20 protein-coding genes and 1 tRNA gene are annotated in these 18,866 nt (G+C 44.8%); 15 read left to right on the top strand and 6 right to left on the bottom strand.

From position 1 onward, the window contains the following. Positions 1-4 precede the first annotated feature (4 nt). Genes MKY14_RS01590 through MKY14_RS01600 form a run of 3 tightly spaced genes read left to right on the top strand, consistent with a single transcriptional unit; the run spans position 5 to position 4,584 of the window. A complete protein-coding gene (locus MKY14_RS01590) occupies positions 5-1,357 on the top strand; it encodes a metallophosphoesterase family protein (protein ID WP_340975617.1) in 1,353 nt (450 codons plus the stop codon). Next, a complete protein-coding gene (locus tag MKY14_RS01595) occupies positions 1,347-3,125 on the top strand; it encodes an AAA family ATPase (RefSeq protein WP_340975618.1) in 1,779 nt (592 codons plus the stop codon). The genes MKY14_RS01590 and MKY14_RS01595 overlap by 11 nt, the downstream gene beginning before the upstream one ends. A 22-nt stretch (positions 3,126-3,147) precedes the next feature. Then, positions 3,148-4,584, top strand: coding sequence for an ATP-binding protein (locus MKY14_RS01600; protein ID WP_340975619.1), 1,437 nt, complete (start codon positions 3,148-3,150; stop codon positions 4,582-4,584). Here the strand turns inward: MKY14_RS01600 and MKY14_RS01605 are convergent. Further along, positions 4,571-5,692 (bottom strand): YkvI family membrane protein, encoded by a 1,122-nt coding sequence (locus MKY14_RS01605; RefSeq protein ID WP_076186638.1) that lies wholly within the window; start codon positions 5,690-5,692, stop codon positions 4,571-4,573. The genes MKY14_RS01600 and MKY14_RS01605 overlap by 14 nt on opposite strands. Positions 5,693-5,888: 196 nt before the next feature. Here MKY14_RS01605 and MKY14_RS01610 point away from each other — a divergent pair, with 196 nt between their 5' ends. The 3 genes from MKY14_RS01610 (at position 5,889) to MKY14_RS01620 (ending at position 7,214) form a co-directional block, all read left to right on the top strand. Next, a complete protein-coding gene (locus tag MKY14_RS01610) occupies positions 5,889-6,461 on the top strand; it encodes a xanthine phosphoribosyltransferase (protein ID WP_038569895.1) in 573 nt (190 codons plus the stop codon). Positions 6,462-6,562: 101 nt separating this feature from the next. Continuing rightward, positions 6,563-6,880 (top strand): hypothetical protein, encoded by a 318-nt coding sequence (locus tag MKY14_RS01615; RefSeq protein ID WP_036689410.1) that lies wholly within the window; start codon positions 6,563-6,565, stop codon positions 6,878-6,880. Positions 6,881-6,995: 115 nt separating this feature from the next. Beyond that, positions 6,996-7,214 carry a hypothetical protein gene (locus MKY14_RS01620; RefSeq protein WP_076186635.1) on the top strand — a complete coding sequence of 73 codons (219 nt, stop codon included), beginning with the start codon at positions 6,996-6,998 and terminating at the stop codon, positions 7,212-7,214. Positions 7,215-7,309: 95 nt separating this feature from the next. Here the strand turns inward: MKY14_RS01620 and MKY14_RS01625 are convergent, their stop codons facing one another. Then, entirely contained in the window at positions 7,310-7,756 is a 447-nt protein-coding gene (locus MKY14_RS01625) for a hypothetical protein (RefSeq protein ID WP_051491615.1), read from the bottom strand. 182 nt (positions 7,757-7,938) lie between these two features. Here MKY14_RS01625 and MKY14_RS01630 point away from each other — a divergent pair. Continuing rightward, positions 7,939-8,022 (top strand) — tRNA-Leu (locus MKY14_RS01630). Positions 8,023-9,031: 1,009 nt separating this feature from the next. Here MKY14_RS01630 and MKY14_RS01635 read toward each other — a convergent pair. Genes MKY14_RS01635 through MKY14_RS01645 form a run of 3 tightly spaced genes read right to left on the bottom strand, consistent with a single transcriptional unit; the run spans position 9,032 to position 10,973 of the window. Next, entirely contained in the window at positions 9,032-9,715 is a 684-nt protein-coding gene (locus MKY14_RS01635; RefSeq protein ID WP_076277473.1) for a hypothetical protein, read from the bottom strand. Continuing rightward, the gene (locus MKY14_RS01640; protein ID WP_076301198.1) at positions 9,715-10,605 is read right to left on the bottom strand and encodes an ABC transporter ATP-binding protein; all 891 of its coding nucleotides are present in this window, start codon (positions 10,603-10,605) and stop codon (positions 9,715-9,717) included. The genes MKY14_RS01635 and MKY14_RS01640 overlap by 1 nt, the downstream gene beginning before the upstream one ends. Then, positions 10,602-10,973 carry a GntR family transcriptional regulator gene (locus MKY14_RS01645; protein WP_340393964.1) on the bottom strand — a complete coding sequence of 124 codons (372 nt, stop codon included), beginning with the start codon at positions 10,971-10,973 and terminating at the stop codon, positions 10,602-10,604. Before MKY14_RS01645 ends, MKY14_RS01640 begins: the two co-directional genes overlap by 4 nt. A 199-nt stretch (positions 10,974-11,172) precedes the next feature. Here MKY14_RS01645 and MKY14_RS01650 point away from each other — a divergent pair, with 199 nt between their 5' ends. Further along, complete coding sequence (locus MKY14_RS01650) at positions 11,173-11,982, top strand: class I SAM-dependent methyltransferase (RefSeq protein WP_076304822.1); 810 nt, start codon at positions 11,173-11,175, stop codon at positions 11,980-11,982. Here MKY14_RS01650 and MKY14_RS01655 read toward each other — a convergent pair. Further along, the gene (locus tag MKY14_RS01655) at positions 11,974-13,221 is read right to left on the bottom strand and encodes a S8 family peptidase (protein ID WP_340393966.1); all 1,248 of its coding nucleotides are present in this window, start codon (positions 13,219-13,221) and stop codon (positions 11,974-11,976) included. The genes MKY14_RS01650 and MKY14_RS01655 overlap by 9 nt on opposite strands. A 166-nt stretch (positions 13,222-13,387) precedes the next feature. Between MKY14_RS01655 and MKY14_RS01660 the strand changes: the two genes are divergently transcribed. The 7 genes from MKY14_RS01660 to MKY14_RS01690 all read left to right on the top strand — a co-directional run bounded on the left by MKY14_RS01660 (position 13,388) and on the right by MKY14_RS01690 (position 18,864). Continuing rightward, positions 13,388-13,759, top strand: a complete 372-nt coding sequence (locus MKY14_RS01660) for a hypothetical protein (protein ID WP_081383124.1) — start codon at positions 13,388-13,390, stop codon at positions 13,757-13,759. A gap of 197 nt (positions 13,760-13,956) precedes the next feature. Then, positions 13,957-14,658 carry a hypothetical protein gene (locus MKY14_RS01665; RefSeq protein ID WP_076304824.1) on the top strand — a complete coding sequence of 234 codons (702 nt, stop codon included), beginning with the start codon at positions 13,957-13,959 and terminating at the stop codon, positions 14,656-14,658. A gap of 25 nt (positions 14,659-14,683) precedes the next feature. Then, on the top strand, positions 14,684-15,235 hold the full coding sequence (locus MKY14_RS01670) for a GNAT family N-acetyltransferase (RefSeq protein ID WP_076280935.1): 552 nt from the start codon (positions 14,684-14,686) through the stop codon (positions 15,233-15,235). A gap of 232 nt (positions 15,236-15,467) precedes the next feature. Beyond that, positions 15,468-16,505 carry an ABC transporter substrate-binding protein gene (locus tag MKY14_RS01675; protein ID WP_081391904.1) on the top strand — a complete coding sequence of 346 codons (1,038 nt, stop codon included), beginning with the start codon at positions 15,468-15,470 and terminating at the stop codon, positions 16,503-16,505. A gap of 16 nt (positions 16,506-16,521) precedes the next feature. Continuing rightward, a complete protein-coding gene (locus MKY14_RS01680) occupies positions 16,522-17,511 on the top strand; it encodes a FecCD family ABC transporter permease (RefSeq protein ID WP_051491618.1) in 990 nt (329 codons plus the stop codon). Position 17,512: 1 nt separating this feature from the next. Continuing rightward, complete coding sequence (locus MKY14_RS01685) at positions 17,513-18,292, top strand: ABC transporter ATP-binding protein (RefSeq protein WP_076304825.1); 780 nt, start codon at positions 17,513-17,515, stop codon at positions 18,290-18,292. 44 nt (positions 18,293-18,336) lie between these two features. After that, a complete protein-coding gene (locus MKY14_RS01690) occupies positions 18,337-18,864 on the top strand; it encodes a HugZ family pyridoxamine 5'-phosphate oxidase (RefSeq protein ID WP_076280563.1) in 528 nt (175 codons plus the stop codon). Positions 18,865-18,866 lie beyond the last annotated feature (2 nt).

Consider the following 18,866-nt stretch of genomic DNA (forward strand, 5'->3'; position numbering starts at 1 on the left):
AGCTATGATTCCATTTCGCTTTCTGCATACTGCTGATTTACATCTGGATAGCCGTTTTGCCGGGCTGGCGCATATTTCGCCAGCCATTCGTGCTTATTTACGTGAGTCTACCTTTGCCGCCCTCGGGCGGCTTGTCCGCGTTGCGATCCAAGAGAACGTTGATTTTATTGTCATTAGTGGAGATGTGTATGATGTTTCAGATGCATCATTACAGGGACAGCTGCGATTTCAGGAAGCGCTCAAAGAACTCGGTGAGCATGGGATTCACGTGTTCCTGATTCATGGCAACCACGATCCGCTTGACGGACTGCGTCTGACAACGGAAATGCCAAGGCATGTTACCGTATTTGGCGGAGAGAAGCCAGAACACGCTACAGCTTACCGCCGTATAGATGGCCAAGAAGTTGCCATCGTTAGTGGAATCTCTTACCCAACGGCGAAAGTTTCAAACAACACGGCTGTAACCTTTTCTCGTAAACCTGGCAGCCGCCTGTTTCATATTGCGATGCTGCATGGCAATGTAGACGGTGATTTGCTGCATGAGACCTATTCTCCTTGCAGTCGCAGGGACCTTATCGAACGGGGGTTTGATTATTGGGCGCTTGGACATATTCATAAACGTAGTGTATTGCATGAAAAGCCTGTGATTGTGTATCCAGGGAATATACAAGGGCGCAGCATTAAGGAAACCGGAGCTAAAGGTTGTTATATTGTGGATGTAGATGAGGCTGGAAGATCCACTCTGCAATTTCATGAACTGGATTTCGTTCGCTGGCAGGTTAGAGACTTATCTATAGAAGGATTAAGCAATGAAGCTGAATGGATACAGAAAGTGGAGCAGGTTATTGAAGACATCCGCGCGGAGCTCCCGGAGCTCATGTCGGTGGTCAGATTTCGTCTGATTGGGCGAGGGGACGTACATAAAGTATTGGCTGAAAAAGGGGCAGCAGAGGATTTGCTGTCTGAACTCCAGCGCCGTGAGGCGATTAGGGCTGAGCGTAAAGATTACAAAGGGCTTGTCTGGACGGAAGGGTTCGCTATAGAGTCCGGTTTGGCTATTGATCGCCAACGCTTATTGGAAGAGGATAGTTTTCTTGGAGAAATGCTGCGCATTGCAGAGCATACGGAACATTCCCCGGAAGCGCTCGAAGAACTATTAAATAGTGCGCTTAAACCGCTATTGGAGAATCAGGAGCTGCGAAAGCTGTTGTCTATGACTAGTCAAGAAGAGAAATTGAGCTGGCTACGTGCTGCAGCAGAGCAGGGAATCACGATGCTTGGCGGGATGGATGATACTGTTGAAGCGGCGGAAAGTCTTTCGTATCAACAATCCGGAGGGCAAAACGATGAGAATTGAACATTTGCATATCAATGGCTTCGGGCGTCTTCACAATCGAGAGATTCATTTAACGCAGGGAGTGACCGTACTTTATGGGCGTAATGAAGCAGGAAAAAGTACGACACTGCAATTCATACGCTCTATGCTGTTTGGAATTCCAAGCCGTGGAAATCCCTTGGAAAGGTATGAACCTATGCAAGGCGGATTGCATGGGGGAACCTTGAAGCTACGTGACAGTAATGATGGTTTGTGGACCATTCGCCGTTTTGCTTCAGGTGCTGAGGGATCAGGAAGAAATGAAAAGCTGAACATTACAGTAAATCATCCAAATGAAATGACTCAAGAGCTGGGACAAGCTGAAATGGAACGACATTTACTTGGGGGGATCTCTAGGAGTATGTTCCAGCAATTGTTCGCAGTTTCACTGGACGAGCTGCAGGAGCTTGCTGCCCTTCAATCTGAGGAGATGAGCAGCTTTCTTTTTCATGCAGGTATGGGCGGTGGCGGTGCAATCATGCGTGCGGAACGCCGTTTGGTGCAGGAAGCTGAGAAGCTGTACAAACCTCGTGGCAAGCTGCAAGAAGCAGCAAAAGTTGTGCAAGCCATTGAAAAGCTTGAGCGACAAATGGTTGAGAGCCGTTCTTATCTTCCGCGATATAACGATAATATAGTAGCATTGAGGGTAACGGAGTCGGAGCTAGATGAATTGGAGCAACAGCGCAAGCTCACTGGAGAGCAGCTAGTGATGTTTCGAAAAGCACAGGAAGTCCGTGAGCTGTGGTTAAAGTGGAGCGAGGCTCAGCTAGAGCTGCAAGGATTGCCATTGATTTCAGCCTTTCCTGAAGAAGGGGCAACTCGCTTTCAGGCGGTTGAAGGAGAAATTCGTAATGCACAGGGATCAGTAGTACGTTATGAACGTCTTCTAAGCGAGCTTACTATTGAACTGGCAAAGAACCCTCCAGATGAAGTATTAGCAGCGCAGGGGCCTGTTTTAGAGCGGCTGGACCGGCATCGGAGCAGTTACGAGAACCGTAGAACGGAAAGACAGCGGCTTGAGGGAGAATTAACGGCGCTGAATGAGCATTTGCGGCGAATTCTGCGCGGCATTGATGTGAGCTGGAGCCCTGCAGAGCTGACTTCATTCTCTGGGACAGCGGCGGATCGTGAAGCTGCACGGAAGTTTGCGGCGGCGTTCGCTAGTTATGACCGCCGCATGGAGGCGGAGGGTGCAACGCGGCAGTCATTGCGATCCCGTTTGGCCGCTGCCTCAGCGTCGCTCCAAGCAGCAGAACGGGCGCTGGCGCGTGAGCACGCTACCGGCGCGGAAGCTTTTGCGCAGCTGGCTCCGCACAGCGCCCGTGAAGTGCTGCAGCTGTGGGACGAGCTGCAGCAGGCGGCCGAACGCTGGCGCGAAGCGCAGCTCAGCGAAGGGCCAGCGCGCGGCGCCGGAAGTGACGGCCTTGGCGCGAAGCGCATGGCCGCGCTCTACCGGCGCCTGCTGTGGGCCGGGGCAGCACTAACCGTGCTGCTGCCCGCAGCGCTGTGGCTGACCGGTGCTCCGCCGGCCAGCGCCGTGCTTGCGATCGGCCTGCTGGGCGCGGCCGATCTGGCCCTTTGGGCCGGCTTGCGCGGAGCGCGCCGGCCGGAAGCGTCCCCGCCAGAGCATGGCGGGGACGTCAGCGCAGCCGCAGCCGAGATGCTGCGGCTGCGGGGCGCTGCTCTCCGGGGCGGAGCCGGAGAGCGTTGTGCCGGGGCGGCGGACGGCCGCCCTGGGGTCCAGCCCTGACGCAGGCGGGCTGGAGGCCTCCATGAGGGAGCTTCGCAGGCTCATGGAGGCTTGGTCAGCTTGGCGGCAGCGCATCGAACGCTATGCCGCCGAGCGTGATGCCTGTCGCACGGAGCTGGAGACGCTGGCAGGCCAAGAGAAGCTGCTCGCTGAAGAAATGCACCGGGCGGAGGCGGCATACACGGAAACGGCTGAGCAATATGAAGATTGGCTTCGCCAACGCAGGTTGCCTGAAGGATTATCTCCTGAAGGGCTGCCGGATATTTTTGCTATGGTTGAACAAGGGAATGAGCTGCTGCGCCAAGAGAATAAACTCTCCTTACGATTGAAGGAGCTGGAAGCAGAATGTACCATGTTTGAGGAGGAGCTGCTCGCTCTTATTTATGAGTCGGGTGCTGATCTTGGCGACGAGTCTGGTGTAGCGGCAGCTGGCTTTGAAATAGATCCGCAAGAGGGGAAACGAATATCTGCGTTAACCTTACTAAGCTGGCTGGAACTGCGAAAAAGAGCATGGGATGATCTGAAAAAGGACTTGATTCGCCGGGAAACTATGCAGTCAAGATTGCAGGATGTGGATGAAGAACTCAAGGAGAGCCACAGGATATTAGGTGAGCTGAGAGAACAGCGTGAGCTTCTGATACAGGAAGGCGGGGCGACTGGTGGAGAGGATTTCTTACGCAGGTCAGCAGCTGTGCAGCGGCGCAGTGATCTGAATAAATTGATTCGCCAGTGGGAGCTTGCTATGTTCGGTGGTTGGGGGGAGGAGCGGGTTGCTGCTCTGCTGGAATTATTAAATCATCATGATGCGGAAGCATTGCAGCTGGAGCGGTCATTGGCTGAAGAATTGATGGAACGGCAGGAAGAGGGTTGGAACACCCTGCTGGAGCAACGAGGCAAGCTGCTTCAGGAAAGGGAGTATTTGAAGGAGCGCTGCGTGGAGGATTCGGTTATTCAGCAACTGGAAGAGCAGAGAGCAGCCTTGCGGATCGTGGCTGATAAATATGCAGTGGCAGCGATAACTGCCGAACTAATCGGGCGAACTCGCCGTGTGTATGAGCAGGAGAAGCAGCCACAGGTATTACTGCTTGCCTCAGATTATTTCTCCAAGCTGACGGAAGGGGAATATAAAAGGGTTGTTATGACACTAGGGCATAAAGAGCTGAAAGCTGAACACAAGGACGGGGGACTGCTGGACAGTGGACTGCTCAGCCGAGGGACGGCAGAACAGCTGTATCTTGCCATCCGGCTGGCATTGGCAGAGACCATGTCACGGCAAGTATCGCTGCCGCTGTTATTCGATGATCTCTTCGTTAACTTTGATGAGTCTCGTCTTCATGCTGCGCTTGGACTTCTTGGAGAACTGTCGATCTCCCGCCAGATTGTGATGATGACCTGTCACAAGCATGTGGCGGAAGCGGCAGCACGTATGATTCCTACAGCAGCGGTTATTTCCGTGTAGTTCGGGTGATTGGTTTTACGGATACGAGACTGTTCCCCTTCTCCTTTGAGTTCGATGAAGTATTAATACCTGGTGGAGAGGACCATGGTGTTCGTAGCAGTTTAACAGCCCAGACCAGTGATAAACCTCCGAAGATTGGGTAGAACACGGAGAGCAGTGAACTAAAGCCGAACTGGCTCAGTAAATAGCAGACCAACATCAGAAGAGGTGTGATTAGTGCGGTTGATAGGGGAAGCCGTTGCTTAAGCTGTACAGCTACTCCATAAATATCGGCGACGAAAGTGCTGAAGATCTCCAAAAAGATCAGCAGCAGATATATAGTTTGCACTACAGTACCCAACCGGACGGCGATGCTGCCCATCGGAATTTCAAACTTGAGAATCCCTGGCATCTGTGAGCTCATTGCGAAATGTGCGGCGATCAACATAAAACCAATCCCGGTACCCCCAATAATACCGCCCCATACAAGGGTTTTTTCTTCCTCTGTGTGACGAGCCATAGGGACTAAAACAGCTTGTGCCATCCCTAAATTAAAGGCGGTGTAGAGCAGCGGTGACATCCATGCCCCAAAGAGAGAGCGATCGTTATCAAGGAACAGGAACCGTCCAGCTCCCGGAATTTGAAAAGTATTAAAAATAATGATAAGTGACAGAGTAAGCATTAAAGGAACTACAATACTGTTCATTTGCAGAATACCGGAAATCCCTCGTTTTAGCAGAAAATATGAACCAAGCAATGTGATAAGTAGTCCAGTCTGATAATGAAGTCCGAGATGCTCCTGAAAAATAGCGCCGGCTCCTGCAAGCATAATACTGTTTACACCGATCAGGACGACCATCGTGAACAAACTGATGGTGCTTCCAACCTGTTCCCCAAAGAGGTGACGGTTAAAGTCTTCATAGGATTCCGCTTGTATTCGCCGAGCAATGACCATCATTTTTGTACCCAGCCATATGAACAATATAGTTGAGAGCAGGATGGTCAGGACTGCCCAGTGACCGTAACGTGTGAAGAATTTTAATATTTCCTGTCCGGTGGCGAATCCGGCTCCTACAATGGTGCCAATATAAGTGAAAGCGATCTGTAATGTTCGGACATGTGATTTCATGGCTCCCCTCCTAATAGTTTTACGAAGCTAAAGAAAAATCATAACGAGTGCTATGCAGGATAACCTTGTGTACTCTGTATAGTACAGGTTATGATGAGGATCAGTAGGACATGACTTCCGTCGTAATTGCTTTATGATCAGTGATTAATTTGTACGGAATGTCTGCGATTATAAAGGGTATTGGAGGTTCAAAGTCATGGAAGTGTTGAAACAGCGGATTTTGGAAGAAGGTGTCGTCGTTTCGGATGAGGTACTGAAGCTGGATGCACTGCTAAATCATCAGGTTGATCCACAGCTTACGATGGAAATGGGACGGGAGTTTGCCGGGAGGTTTGCGGATTCAGGAATTACTCGTATTGTGACCGTTGAATCCTCGGGCATTGCCGTGGCATTTGCCACCGCGTATGAATTAAAGGTGCCGCTAGTTTTTGCACGCCGCAAAAAAACTCTGTTAGCTGATCCGGATGCGCTTTGCGAAAGAGTTCCGTCTTTTACAAAAGGTATCGTTACCGATATTATGTTGTCTCGCCAGTTCATCTCTCCAGAGGATAAAATCCTCTTTATTGATGATATTATTGCCAATGGTGATGCAGCGCGTGGCTTGATTAAGATCATTCAACGTTCTGGCGCTGAGCTAGTTGGTCTTGGTGTTGTAGTAGAAAAAAGCTTTCAGGCAGGGGCTCGGACGATCAGAGAGCAAGGCATTCGTCTGGAGTCACTCGTAAGAATTACCTCTCTAAATGGAGGCACCATCGAATTTGGGGAATAACCTAATTGGTAATAAGAACAGGCCTATTTTTTAAACAACTGCTTTTCACCCTATGGATTTTCCTTTATAATAAAAATTAGACATAGGGAGGAGGCGTCACAATGGGGAAAGAACCGGTGACTGAACAATTTTTTATTGATAAATTAACCGAGGCCAAGGATCATTTCGAGCGTGCGCTGGATTGCAAACACACGGAATTCGACGATCTGTATCCCTATATGATTGAACATCCTCAGTTTTTTTGGTACAAACGCTATGTAGCCTGGTCAGAGCTTCTGACAATCAAAGGTTTGTGCGAAGAGTTATCCTTCCCGTGGAGGGAGAAATTCACAACTAACCAAGTGGAGTATCTGGAGCAACGTGTGATGTCCGCTAAAGTTCTTGACTTCTGGTTTGAGAAGAATGAAGCGCTGATATAAGAATGCTTTAGTAGACATGCAAGTCGTTAATTGCCTACATGAGACCCAGATGATTTATCATTTGGGTCTTTTTTCTGAGACTAAATAGGACAAGCTATGACAGGAGGGATTAATGATGATTAGCGATGAGCAATTGGATGCCTATCGGATTTCCGGTGAGAAAATTCGTGTAGTGCGTGATGGCTTGGAAAGTAACGATGTAAAAGGGATAGTTCTTGCTTGGGATGATTCTCAGGTGATGATACGTCGTCAGAATAGACGAGTAGTGAAGCTGGATCGCAATTATATATTCCAGCCATTTAGTGAACCAAGACAAGATCCGGATAATATATAATCTTCACAGTAATAATTTCCGCAGTAATAATCTTCATAATACAAAACAGCTCTCGCCCTACTGGGCGGGAGCTGTTTCTGTAATGTCATTTGGGACTATATAGTTAGAGCTAATTCAGACGCATTCTCTTCTCTGGAGAGTATGGAGAGTTCTGTGGACAGTCCAAGATACGCGCGCATGCGCAGCATCATTTCTCTACGGAAGCCTGGCCATAATATATTCATCTCTCCTTGAAATCCTCTGCAGGAATATAAGGCTTCGACTCCTCGCTGATCTTGGCGAACGGTAGTAATCTTCAAATCATGGGAGCTCAGCTCGCGCGTAACCTCTTGAAGCATTAGTGACGTCTTCTTTGTGGCACCAGATACGAGCTCCATATATAGCTGAGGGGTCTTAAACAGGCCGCTTCTACTGATTACACGGCAGTCACGTTCGAACACTTTATGAATAAACGTTAGCAGCAAATAGCTTCTGACCAGGGACAGTTCTTCTTTAGTTACTTCTTCATCAATAATGGATGTGTTTAGCTTTGTAGTCGCCATTATAAATCACCTCATTTATATTATGCGAACTTTTGTTCTCATTATACCTTATATTCGGCAACAAAAGCAATAATTATCCATAAATTAATGAATGATAAGAAAACGGCGAAAATATATTGACGTTGGATTCTCAGCGTGGTATGATCTATCTTGTGACCGCAATAAGCGAGTCATTATAATACGCGGTCATGGCGGAATTGGCAGACGCGCTGGCTTCAGGTGCCAGTGGTAGCAATATCGTGGAGGTTCGAGTCCTCTTGACCGCATAGCTAAAAGGATTATAGAACTGCTCTAGTAGCAGGTTTATAATCCTTTTTTTATGTTTTTCAGCAGACGGTAGTGCGAAAGAGGAAGATATCCTTAAGATACGTCACCTGAGGCTAACGGACCCAGATGAAGCTATTTGCTCATTTATCGCCTTTTGAGCATAGTATCGGACCCCAGTGCAGCTATTGCATGGAAAAAGGATCACAATTGGCGTTTTTTATGCCAATAGCGACTGTGGGGTCCGATAGGAATCCAAATGTGCTCTAAAGCCACGAATAAGGTCAACGTGGTCCGATAGGAATCTAAATGTGCTCTAAAGCTGCGAATAAAGTCAGTTGGTCCGATAGCGTCTCTCCACGCGCAGATTGGAGAAATACTAATTTTTATTTTGCTTCTAAGCTATTCGCCCCGCGGAGTCGTCATCATCACCTGAGGCTAACGGACCCAGATGAAGCTATTTGCTCATTTATCGCCTTTTGAGCGTAGTATCGGACCCCAGTGCAGCTATTGCATGGAAAAAGGAACGAATTAGGCATTTTTTATACCAATAGCGACTGTAGGGTCCGATAGGAATCCAAATGTGCTCTAAAACCACGAATAAGGTCAGCTGGGTCCGATAGAATCCAAATGTGCTCTAAAACCACGAAAAAGGTCAGCTGGCTCGATAAAATCCAAATGTGCTCTAAAGCCACGAATAAGGTCAGCTGGATCCGATAGAATCCAAAATGCTCTAAAACCACGAATAAGGTCAGCGGAGTCCGATAGAGCCTTCGGACGCGCTGATTAGCGAAATACTAATCTGTGTTTTGACCCGTCGATATCTGCAATAGCGACACTGTGTTTGCTTCTAAGCTACTCGCCCCGCAGAATCCGATAGTACCATCGCACGCGCAACTATGCTCGAATCCAATAAAGTTTGTTGTCTAGATCAATGTCTAAGACACGAAAGAAAACAGGTGCACCCGGCATGGCTTTTGGGACACACCTGTTTTTTTACAGGATAATGAATTACACTGTTGCTCTACGCAGCATCAAAAACGATAAAAGAGCGTACACAACTGTCAAAGGCATGGACCACAAAGCAAGTTCAAATGCGGTATATCCAGCAAACCAGTTGAAGAGGTCTACCCACCACTGATTATAGGTCATTAATAATACACCGAGACTGCACAGGATAAACATAGCCCCTGAGAAAATGAACAAACCGCTTCGGCCAAATCTCCGGAAGATACTGGATATCATTAGCCCCAGAAAAAACATATTAAGAAAGAGCACAAAATACATCCACAGCTGTTCTATGGCATTACCATCATTTAAAAAAGGCAAATGAAAATAATGTAGTTCCAAACCCCAGCCACCCGTGAGCTTGCTTTCAATGATTGCGAGCAGGTAGAGGAGAATTGAGTAGGTGGCGCTAGTTATAATAGCCATTAAGGAAGTGCCTATGAAATAATCCGTTCTGCGTTGACTTAAGCCCAGAGCAAAAGGGAAGGTCTGCACCAAAATGAGTATACCGGTGATTAACATATAAATGAAGATGGAGACGAGACCGCCGGTATAGATTGGTTCTTGGATGAAAGAAGCGACGATGACATTTACCAAGAAGCTGGATAACAAGATTACCCAAGGCATATACAACCATAACCACTTATCTCTGAAATGCATTTTTATCATGCCTGCCGTAGGATTCATTACACGGTCACTTCCTTTCCTAGAGTTTTTTTATTTGTGAGATGAACGATTAATTGCTGTAAAGATACAGGTGAGATCTCTAAGCCTAACTTTTCAGCATGTGCGTGATCTTTCGCGTTGAAACCGATAATGGTGGCCGTAAGCAATCCGCCAAAAGACTCGCGGGAAATGACTTGTTTGCCGGCGATAAAATCTTCGATCTTCGCTGTCGCGCCGATTACCGTAACAGCTTGCCCGCGAAGGGCTTCAGCATCTTCGTTAATAATTAGCTTGCCGTTGTCGATGACGATAACATGCTCTAAAAGCTGACTTACCTCATCGATCAAATGGGTGGACAAAACAACTGTGCGTGGATTTTCAGCATAATCTTCAATTAGGCGATCGTAAAACAGGCTTCTAGCTACAGCATCAAGTCCTAAATAGGGTTCGTCAAAAATGGTAAGCGGGGCACGGCTGGCTAGACCTACTACAATTCCTACAGCCGAGAGCATACCTCGGGATAGCTTTTTTATTCTTCTTTTTAATGGCAGATTGAAATCCTTGATTAAAGAGTGAGCATATTCCCGATCAAAGTTTGGAAAAAATAATTCGGATACCTCCAGTACATCGATGATTCGGTACGTGTCCGGATACCTTTGGCTTTCCTTAATGAAGCAAATCTGCCTGAGAACCCGGTTATTCTCGTACGGATGTTCACCAAATACGTTCAGGACACCACTTGTGGGGAAAAGCTGAGCTGTGATCATATGCATTATTGTGGTTTTTCCTGCACCGTTTCTGCCGAGAAGCCCGTATATCTTGTTTTTCTCCAAAGAAAAACTGAGTTCATGGATGGCAGTGACATTTCCGTATGACTTAGTCAATCCTTTGATTTCAACAACTTCATTCATGACTCGTTGTCTCCCCTCTGAATCATAATTGTTAATTGATCCAACGTAATTCCTAATTTTTCAGCTTCACGGATCATGGTTACTACATACTGTTCATAAAATTGTTCTTTTCTCTTCTCCATCAATACTGCACGCGCTCCAGATGCCACAAACATACCGATTCCTCGTTTTTTGTACAATATCCCTTGATCCACAAGCAAATTCACACCTTTCGCAGCTGTAGCCGGATTGATCTGGTAGAAAACAGCAAACTGATTTGTCGAAGGAACTTGTGATTCCTCCAGCAGTGTTTCTTCGATGATGTCATTTTCTATTCGTTCGGCGATCTGCATAAATATCGGTCGTGTATCATCCATTAAGTTTCCCATGTATTCACCGCCAACTTCATTGGTTAGTTAGTTATGTAATTAACCATATATGCAACGAAGTTAATTGTCAATATTTTTAATTATTTTGGGCTGTATCCACATAAATAAAGGCTGCCCAGAATGCTCTGGATAGCCTTTTATTTGCACAACATATCTGCTATGATTTTGTCCTTGGTAAAAAAGAAGGGGGAGTTCAGCTATGAATGATTATGGTCCGGATCTGTTCAAAGATACTGCAAGCTATTACACCAGATATCGCCCGCTATATCCGTCCTCACTGATTCGATATCTAGTGGACAAATTCTCACTTCACGGAGAGGGCCGGTTGCTGGACTTAGGTTGTGGTACTGGGCAGTTAGCGCTAAGGTTTGCGGATTGGTTCGAAGAAATCATTGGCGTAGATACTGAACTAGAGATGCTAGATGAAGCAAAGCTGTTATCACAGTACAACAGGGTTGAGAATGTTAGCTGGCAACAGGGGAGAGCGGAAGAACTATTCAATGACTGGGGTTCCTTTCGTCTCATCATGATGGCTAAGGCGTTTCACTGGATGGACCGAGAATCCATACTTGAAGTTCTCTATCATAGTTTAGATGATAACGGTGGTATTGCTGTAATTGATACTTTTAATGAACAACAAGAACCGTTACCTTGGCAACAAAAGGTAGAGGAAGTAGTGAAACGCTGGTTGGGTGACGAAAGAATAGCCGGAAAAAGTACATATAAACATCCCCAAGAAAGACATGAGGATGTTGTAAAGCGATCCAGTTTTAAAGACGTTAAAAGACAGGTATTACCGAGTTATTCCATCACTTGGACTGTTGATTCGATACTAGGAAATTTGTATTCTACGTCTTATGCTTCTAAGCGATTATTTAGAGATAACTTAGAACGTTTTGAAGATGATATGAAATCAGCTTTATTAGAAATAGAACCTACAGGTGTATTTACAGAGGACTTGTCGGTTTCCGTCATTACTGCCTTTAAAAAAGAAGCGGATTTACGATAAAAACCGCGCATTGATCTCACCGCATCCTGCTGTGTTAGGACTTAGTTTAAGGCGATACGTGTTCTTTTTTAGTATGGATTTTACTTGCTTAGGCGTAAGAGAAGGGTTCTTCTGGAGTAATTGCGCGATCACACCCGAGACGATAGGTGTTGAGACACTGGTACCGGACAGCACAAAGTAATCTTTAGCAATCCGCAAATAAGGAAGCTCGCGATCCAGCTTGGATCGTGGAGCACGAAGGGAGATGATCGTCTCGCCTGGAGCAACGAGATCTGGTTTCTTCCTTCCTCCCGGTGCGGGTCCGCGACTGGAGAACCAAGTGATTCGGTCGTCCGCTTGTGTGAGCGTGCGACGGTCATCCACTGCACCGACAGTAATTGCTGAAGGACTAATCCCTGGAGATTCGATCGTACTGCGTCCCGGGCCGCTGTTTCCAGCAGCTATTACAACGTTAAGTCCGGCTTTAATTGCTTTTTCTACAGCTTGGCAGAGTGGATCATCTGAACAAGGAAGATTCACCTTACCCCCGAACGACATCGAAAGAATACGAAGATTAAGTCTTCTCCGATTCGCAATACACCATTCAATTCCTTTAATGATTGTGGAGTCATATCCATCGCCATTTTTATCTAGTACTTTGACACCTACTATCCCTGCCTCTGGAGCAGGGCTTTTGTATTTTCCTTTACTCATCCATCCGTTGCCTGCTGCATCCCCTGCGATATGAGTTCCATGGCCGTTATCGTCATAGGGCTGTTTTCTATGATTGATAAAATCTTTAAAAGCAACTATACGGTTAACAGGGCGAAACAGGTCAGGGTGACGATACACCCCTGTATCAAGAATCGCAATGTTTATTCCTTTTCCGGTAAGCCCCTTTTTCTTTTGAGCGGTTGTAGAACCAATGGATGGTGTGGCTATATTAAGGGATGTTTTTTTGACTTGATCCAAATAAATTTTCTCGATTCCATCCCAGCGGCACATCCGGTTCAAGCAGCTTTTTGAAACTTTGGATGATATCGAATTGAGCAGGTGAAGATGATGTCTGATCGGAAGGTCGTGGGATTTTAAATGCTTTTGTAAAGACTGTAGCTGGGCTGTAGTTATTTTTTGTTTGAATTTAATGATAACTGGAATGGTATTCGCTTTATATCCTGGATAATAGGAACGTTGAACTCTTTTTCTCAAGGAATGGTGCATTTTCGAATGATATTGCTCTAGCCATTTTTGACCGTTCATTAGTAATGAATCACCTCTTGAAGGTATTATATGCACTGCAGAGCTAGTGGACACGAAACTATGAAACTAGGGTTTAACATATTTTCAGATTTGTAGGTGAAAGAGAGGTCAAATCTTACGATTCTTGCATTTACTAACGTATCCTAAAAAGAAAGTGGTGAAATAAATGGCAATGATTAAAAAACCAGTTAACAAGCAAGCTGTTATGGCTAGCAAAGTTCTCGCGGCTAAAAAAGCGAAAGCAGCTGCTACAAGAAAGAAACGGAGAATTAGACAGACTCTGGATAGATTCATTGTTGTTGCTATTGGTACAAATGCAACGGGTACACCTAAAGATACTACGGGGTGGACAGCTTCATTGAGAGCTGGAACTACAACGGTTACTGCTGATTTTGACGAATTTGGTGTAGTTAGATTCCCAACAATTAGTACCTTAACATCGGTACCTTATCTTCTCACTTTAAGAGATGAGAGTGGAGCTACTATAAGAAGCTTTAACGTTCCCGCAGACCGCGAATTTTTTGTGGCTAGATTCTAGTTTGGACAAGCCAGGTCAAGTAAACAGCATGCGTCGATTTTATATCGATGCGTGCTGTTTTTTTTATTTTTCTAACTTTGATTCAATTGAGTAATTTGTTACAGACAAACAGAATGGGGGGATGCCATACTTTCAGCATCATAATTTTGGGAATATAGTACAAAAATGGACAATATATAAGGCGGGTGAGAGGTTTCGTGAAAGAAAAAGGGAATATATCAGGAATTCAATATTTTTTATTAGGAATGCTTGTATTTTTAATGTTAGGAATGGATATGTTCATCATGGGATTAGATCAATGGTTATGGGGGGATTTGTTTAATATAGACGACTTTTTTGTCAGCCCTTGGTACGTACTAGTTGTTCATTGGAGCATAGTTACCCTATTGTGGGCAGTAGGAGCTATGATGTTTCTACTTTGGTTCAGGAAGAGGAAGATGATTGAACAGGTTATATCTTTTCATTGGAGCTCTAAGGTCATTCCTTTGTTAATTGTAGCTTTTATATCAAGCTTTTTGTTCGCTGTGTTGGAATTTTGGATTAATGGGGAGAGCATTCCACAGATTTATAGAGAATATGAAAACTTCAAGTTAGAACATGGTTTTATGGGCATATGGGTTGCCTTGGTTCAAAACATATATTACATTGTGGAAGCTGTACTAGTTGTACTATTGGTTGCGCTAATGCAGCGTGCAGGAGAAGTATGGTTTAAGAATCCTTCTCTTCCTTATGGGGGAATAGGTTTAATGCTGACTTGGGGATTAGGTCATTTGACGCATGGTCTGCAAAGCGGCTTGTATATTACTGCTTTTTCTTTGGTATTTGGCTGGCTGTTTGTGAAAGCGGGCAAGCAGTGGTGGCCAAGTTTTCTGTTTATCTGGCTTGTATTTGTTTTATAATAATTAGTTTAACGGGGGGACACCATTGTACAATTCAGAGAAGAGAACAATTACTACTGAAAGATTGATTTTAAGACCTTTTGCATTGTCTGATGCACAGCGTGTCAGTGAGCTCTGCAATAATTATAATGTTTACAAAAGTACATTAACTCTACCTTATCCATACCCTATTGATTGTGCATTATCATGGATTGAAACACATGAAGTTGAGTTCAATAATGATAATTCATATGAATTCGCTATTACTGATAAAAATACAAACGAACTGTATGGTGCTATAGGTTTGAGAAATAACCGGACACACAGAAATGGCGAGCTTGGATATTGGATAGGCGAGGAACACTGGGGTAATGGATATGCTACAGAAGCAACAAAAGCGGTCATTAATTTTGCTTTTACAGAAAAACATTATCACAAAGTGTACGCCAGATTCTTTGCTTCAAATCCTGGTTCGGGACGAGTTATGCAAAAATCTGGCATGCTGAAAGAAGGCGTTTTGTTACAGCATATTTATAAAGAGAATGAGTTTGTAGACCTTATTCATTATGGGATATTAAATACGGGAGTTACTAACTAACGCTTGGATTTCATGCACCACTATTTGAAGTCACGCCCATAGGGCGTGGCTTTTTTATTAGAAATGCTAGTTGGCTTCAACGGACAATAATGAAATTCCTTCTTATTTAAAATTAAAATAAAATTCTTGACACTTCTCATTGATAACGATTATCATAGGAAACGATGAGTGAAAATGAAAATCATTATCACTACATGAAACGTATAAATATACATATTTGGAGGGATAGATTTTGAAAAAAATATTAGTACTACTGGTTATTGCAGCGCTTACGGCAATGACTGCATGTTCGTCTACAAATACAGCGGACAATCCAAAAAATGAAGCGGTAACGAATACAACTGCTAATGAATCGAAAGAAGCAAATGCAGCAAAAACTACAGAAGTAGCAAATACAGCGGAAGCTGCCGGCAAGGTGTACAGTCTGGAGAATGATGGTGTGGATGAAGCGTTGTTCAACGAAGCGTTAAGCCAATTCCCAGCCAAAGTACCGGAGCGTATTGTAACAACTTCTGTACCGTTAACAGAAATGCTTTATTTGCTCGGCATAACACCGGTAGGTGTACCAACTTCAACGAATCCAATCCCTGCTGATTTCGAAACAATTGATCGTATTGGATCACCTATGGCGCCGGATCTGGAGGTAGTAACAAAACTCGAACCAGACTTGCTGCTGGGAGCGGAATCTCTTCGCAGCACGTTGGACAAATCGCTAGAAGGAATCGACCTACAAAAAGCATATTTGAGAACAGAATCATTCGAGGATCTAAAGCTTAGTCTCAAAGTATTAGGCACTTATTTTAATAAAAAAGATGAAATGAATGCTGCTTTAACTAAGATTTTGGACAAAGAAAATGAGCTGAGTCAATTAGCAGAAGGTAAAGAACTGCCAAGCGTGCTGCTCGTAATCGGAACCGCAGATTCCTTTATGGTCATGAGTGAGAAATCTTATTTAGGTAGCTTGGTTAAAAAGCTTGGTGCTGATAACATCGCAACTTCTGTATTGCAAGTTACTGACACTTACTCACCTATCAATATGGAGAACATTGTAGCCGCTGATCCAGACATCATTCTCGTACTCGCTTCAGGCGATCACGGAGCGACTGAGGATAAGTTCAAAAAAGAAATAGAGAAAAATGAAACTTGGACAAAGCTTTCGGCTTATGCAAATAACAAAATCAACATTCTAGATTACAGTGTATTCGGTGTCACTTCGATTATTAACGCGGAGACAGCCTTAACCGAAATTGCAAAATACTTCTATGAATAATTAAAGGAGACAGCAAGTGATAAATACATCTCGTAGCAGAATTATTGTTATTGTAACGTTAGCACTTGCGCTCGTTGCCGCTATAATTGCGATTGGACTAGGCTCAGTATACATTCCTATACCAGACATCCTAAGCACGATCTTTGGTTCAGCGGCAAAAGCGGTGAATGCGACCATCATATGGGATATTCGTTTGCCGCGTGTATTACTGGCGATGATCATTGGGGCAAATATCGCGGTTTCGGGTGCTCTTCTGCAAGCCGTGATGGGCAACCCACTTGCTGATCCAGGATTGACCGGTGTAACGAGTGGAGCGGCTGCATGTGTGCTTGTCATTATGCTTGCAGCCCCACAATATACGGAGTTCATTCCAATTGCGGCTTTTGTGGGTGGACTAATCGCTGCAGGGATTGTATATGCATTAGCGTGGAGAAGAACCGGCATTTCGCCCATCACTATTATTTTATCAGGAGTTGCTGTGAATGCTCTTTGTGGGGGATTAATAGGACTCCTGACCATCATGTACAGCGACAGACTTCCGGCAGCGGTCCAATGGTTAAACGGCAGTCTGGCTGCTAAAGGGAACAATGCTTTGATGATGGTTTTCCCGTATGCCATAGCAGGCTGGATCTTATCCTTTTTCGCGATCCGCAAGGCGAATATTATACGTTTAGGGGATCAGGTAGCTTCGAATTTAGGTGAAAATGTGGACCGAATTCGTATTCTACTTTCCTTGCTGGCAGTATTTCTAGCGGCTATCTCTGTAGCGGCTATTGGGATGATTGGCTTTGTAGGGCTTGTTGTGCCACATATGGCTCGATTGTTGGTGGGTTCAGACTATAAATTTCTTTTGCCGATGAGTATGGGACTTGGTGCATTGGTATTGTTGATAGCAGATACAGGTGGACGTACCCTATTTGCACCTTTAGATATTCCTGCGGGTATCCTTATGGCGGTGATCGGTGGACCTTATTTTCTATACCTGATGAGAAAGAAGGCGTTCTAACATGTTTACTGTCGATTCTATTTCAATCCGGTATGAGCAGAAAAACATTATTAACAACTTCTCTTTTTCCGTAAAAAAGGGTGAAATCGTCTCGATTATAGGACCAAACGGCTCAGGTAAATCTACATTGCTTAAGGCGGTATCACGGCTAATTCCATATCATACGGGTGCGGTCACACTCGAGGGTACGGATCTAAAGTCTATGACTGCCAAACAAGTCGCTCGAAAAATGTGTATGCTGAGCCAGAAGAACCAAGCACCTAATGATATGACTGTGATCGATCTCGTCTCCTATGGAAGGTATCCACATAAAAAATGGTTCGAAAAATTAAATCATGAGGATATGGACATTGTCGACTGGGCACTGGAGAAGACACATTTAAAGGATTATAAGGATCGAGCCGTTTCCTCGTTATCCGGTGGTGAATCACAGCGTGCTTGGATTGCTATGGCCTTGGCGCAGCGTCCTTTGGTTATGTTGCTTGACGAACCGACCACTTACTTGGATATTTCGCATCAGCATGAAGTTCTTGAGTTAGTACGTGAGCTAAATCAAGACATGGGAATGACTGTCGTGATGGTGTTGCATGACCTCAATCAAGCCTCTACCTATAGTGATAGTATTGTTGTGGTGCAGGCGGGTGAAAAAGCGATGTATGGGACACCAAATGAAGTTATGACCACCGATATGATCCGGGATATATACCGAATGGATGCCGAAGTTCAATATGTTCCTACAGAGACGAAACCTCGTATTCATTTGCTAAGCACCATTCGCTAGATTCGTGGCTAGATTACATAACCTATTAATGGAGGGATTTTATAATGAAGAAGCCTGTAGATGTTGAAAAAAATAAAGAAAACTATTTGCAATTTATTGCGAATCGTAAAAATCTGATTTTGAGCTTGATTGATGACGAAGGAAAACCTTTTATCAGCTATGCTCCTTTTGTTAAGCATGAAGGCAAGCTGTATATCTACATTAGTAAGATCGCCGAGCATTACAGATATATGGAAAATAACGATTTTGTAGATGCGCTTCTAATTGCAGATGAGTCTGCGACGAATAATAAATTTGCAACGGAACGTGTGCGGTGGAATTGCACATCAAGCAATATCGGGAATGACGGGTATGAGGAGATCTTTGAATTGTTTAATGCTGATCATGGGGCGGCAATGGTGAATTTGCTGCGTGGATTGGATTTTTCATTGTTTGAATTGACCCCTGTCCAAGGGCGTTATGTTGTTGGTTTTGGCTTGGCCTTTGACATCGACGTAGATGCGAACCTGTTCAACCATGTGGTGATCGACAAGAAAAAAGACGAAGAAGCCACTGTACAAGGGAGCAAATAATC

The organism is Paenibacillus sp. FSL R5-0887, from assembly GCF_038002305.1.
Taxonomy (GTDB): domain Bacteria; phylum Bacillota; class Bacilli; order Paenibacillales; family Paenibacillaceae; genus Paenibacillus_AQ; species Paenibacillus_AQ odorifer.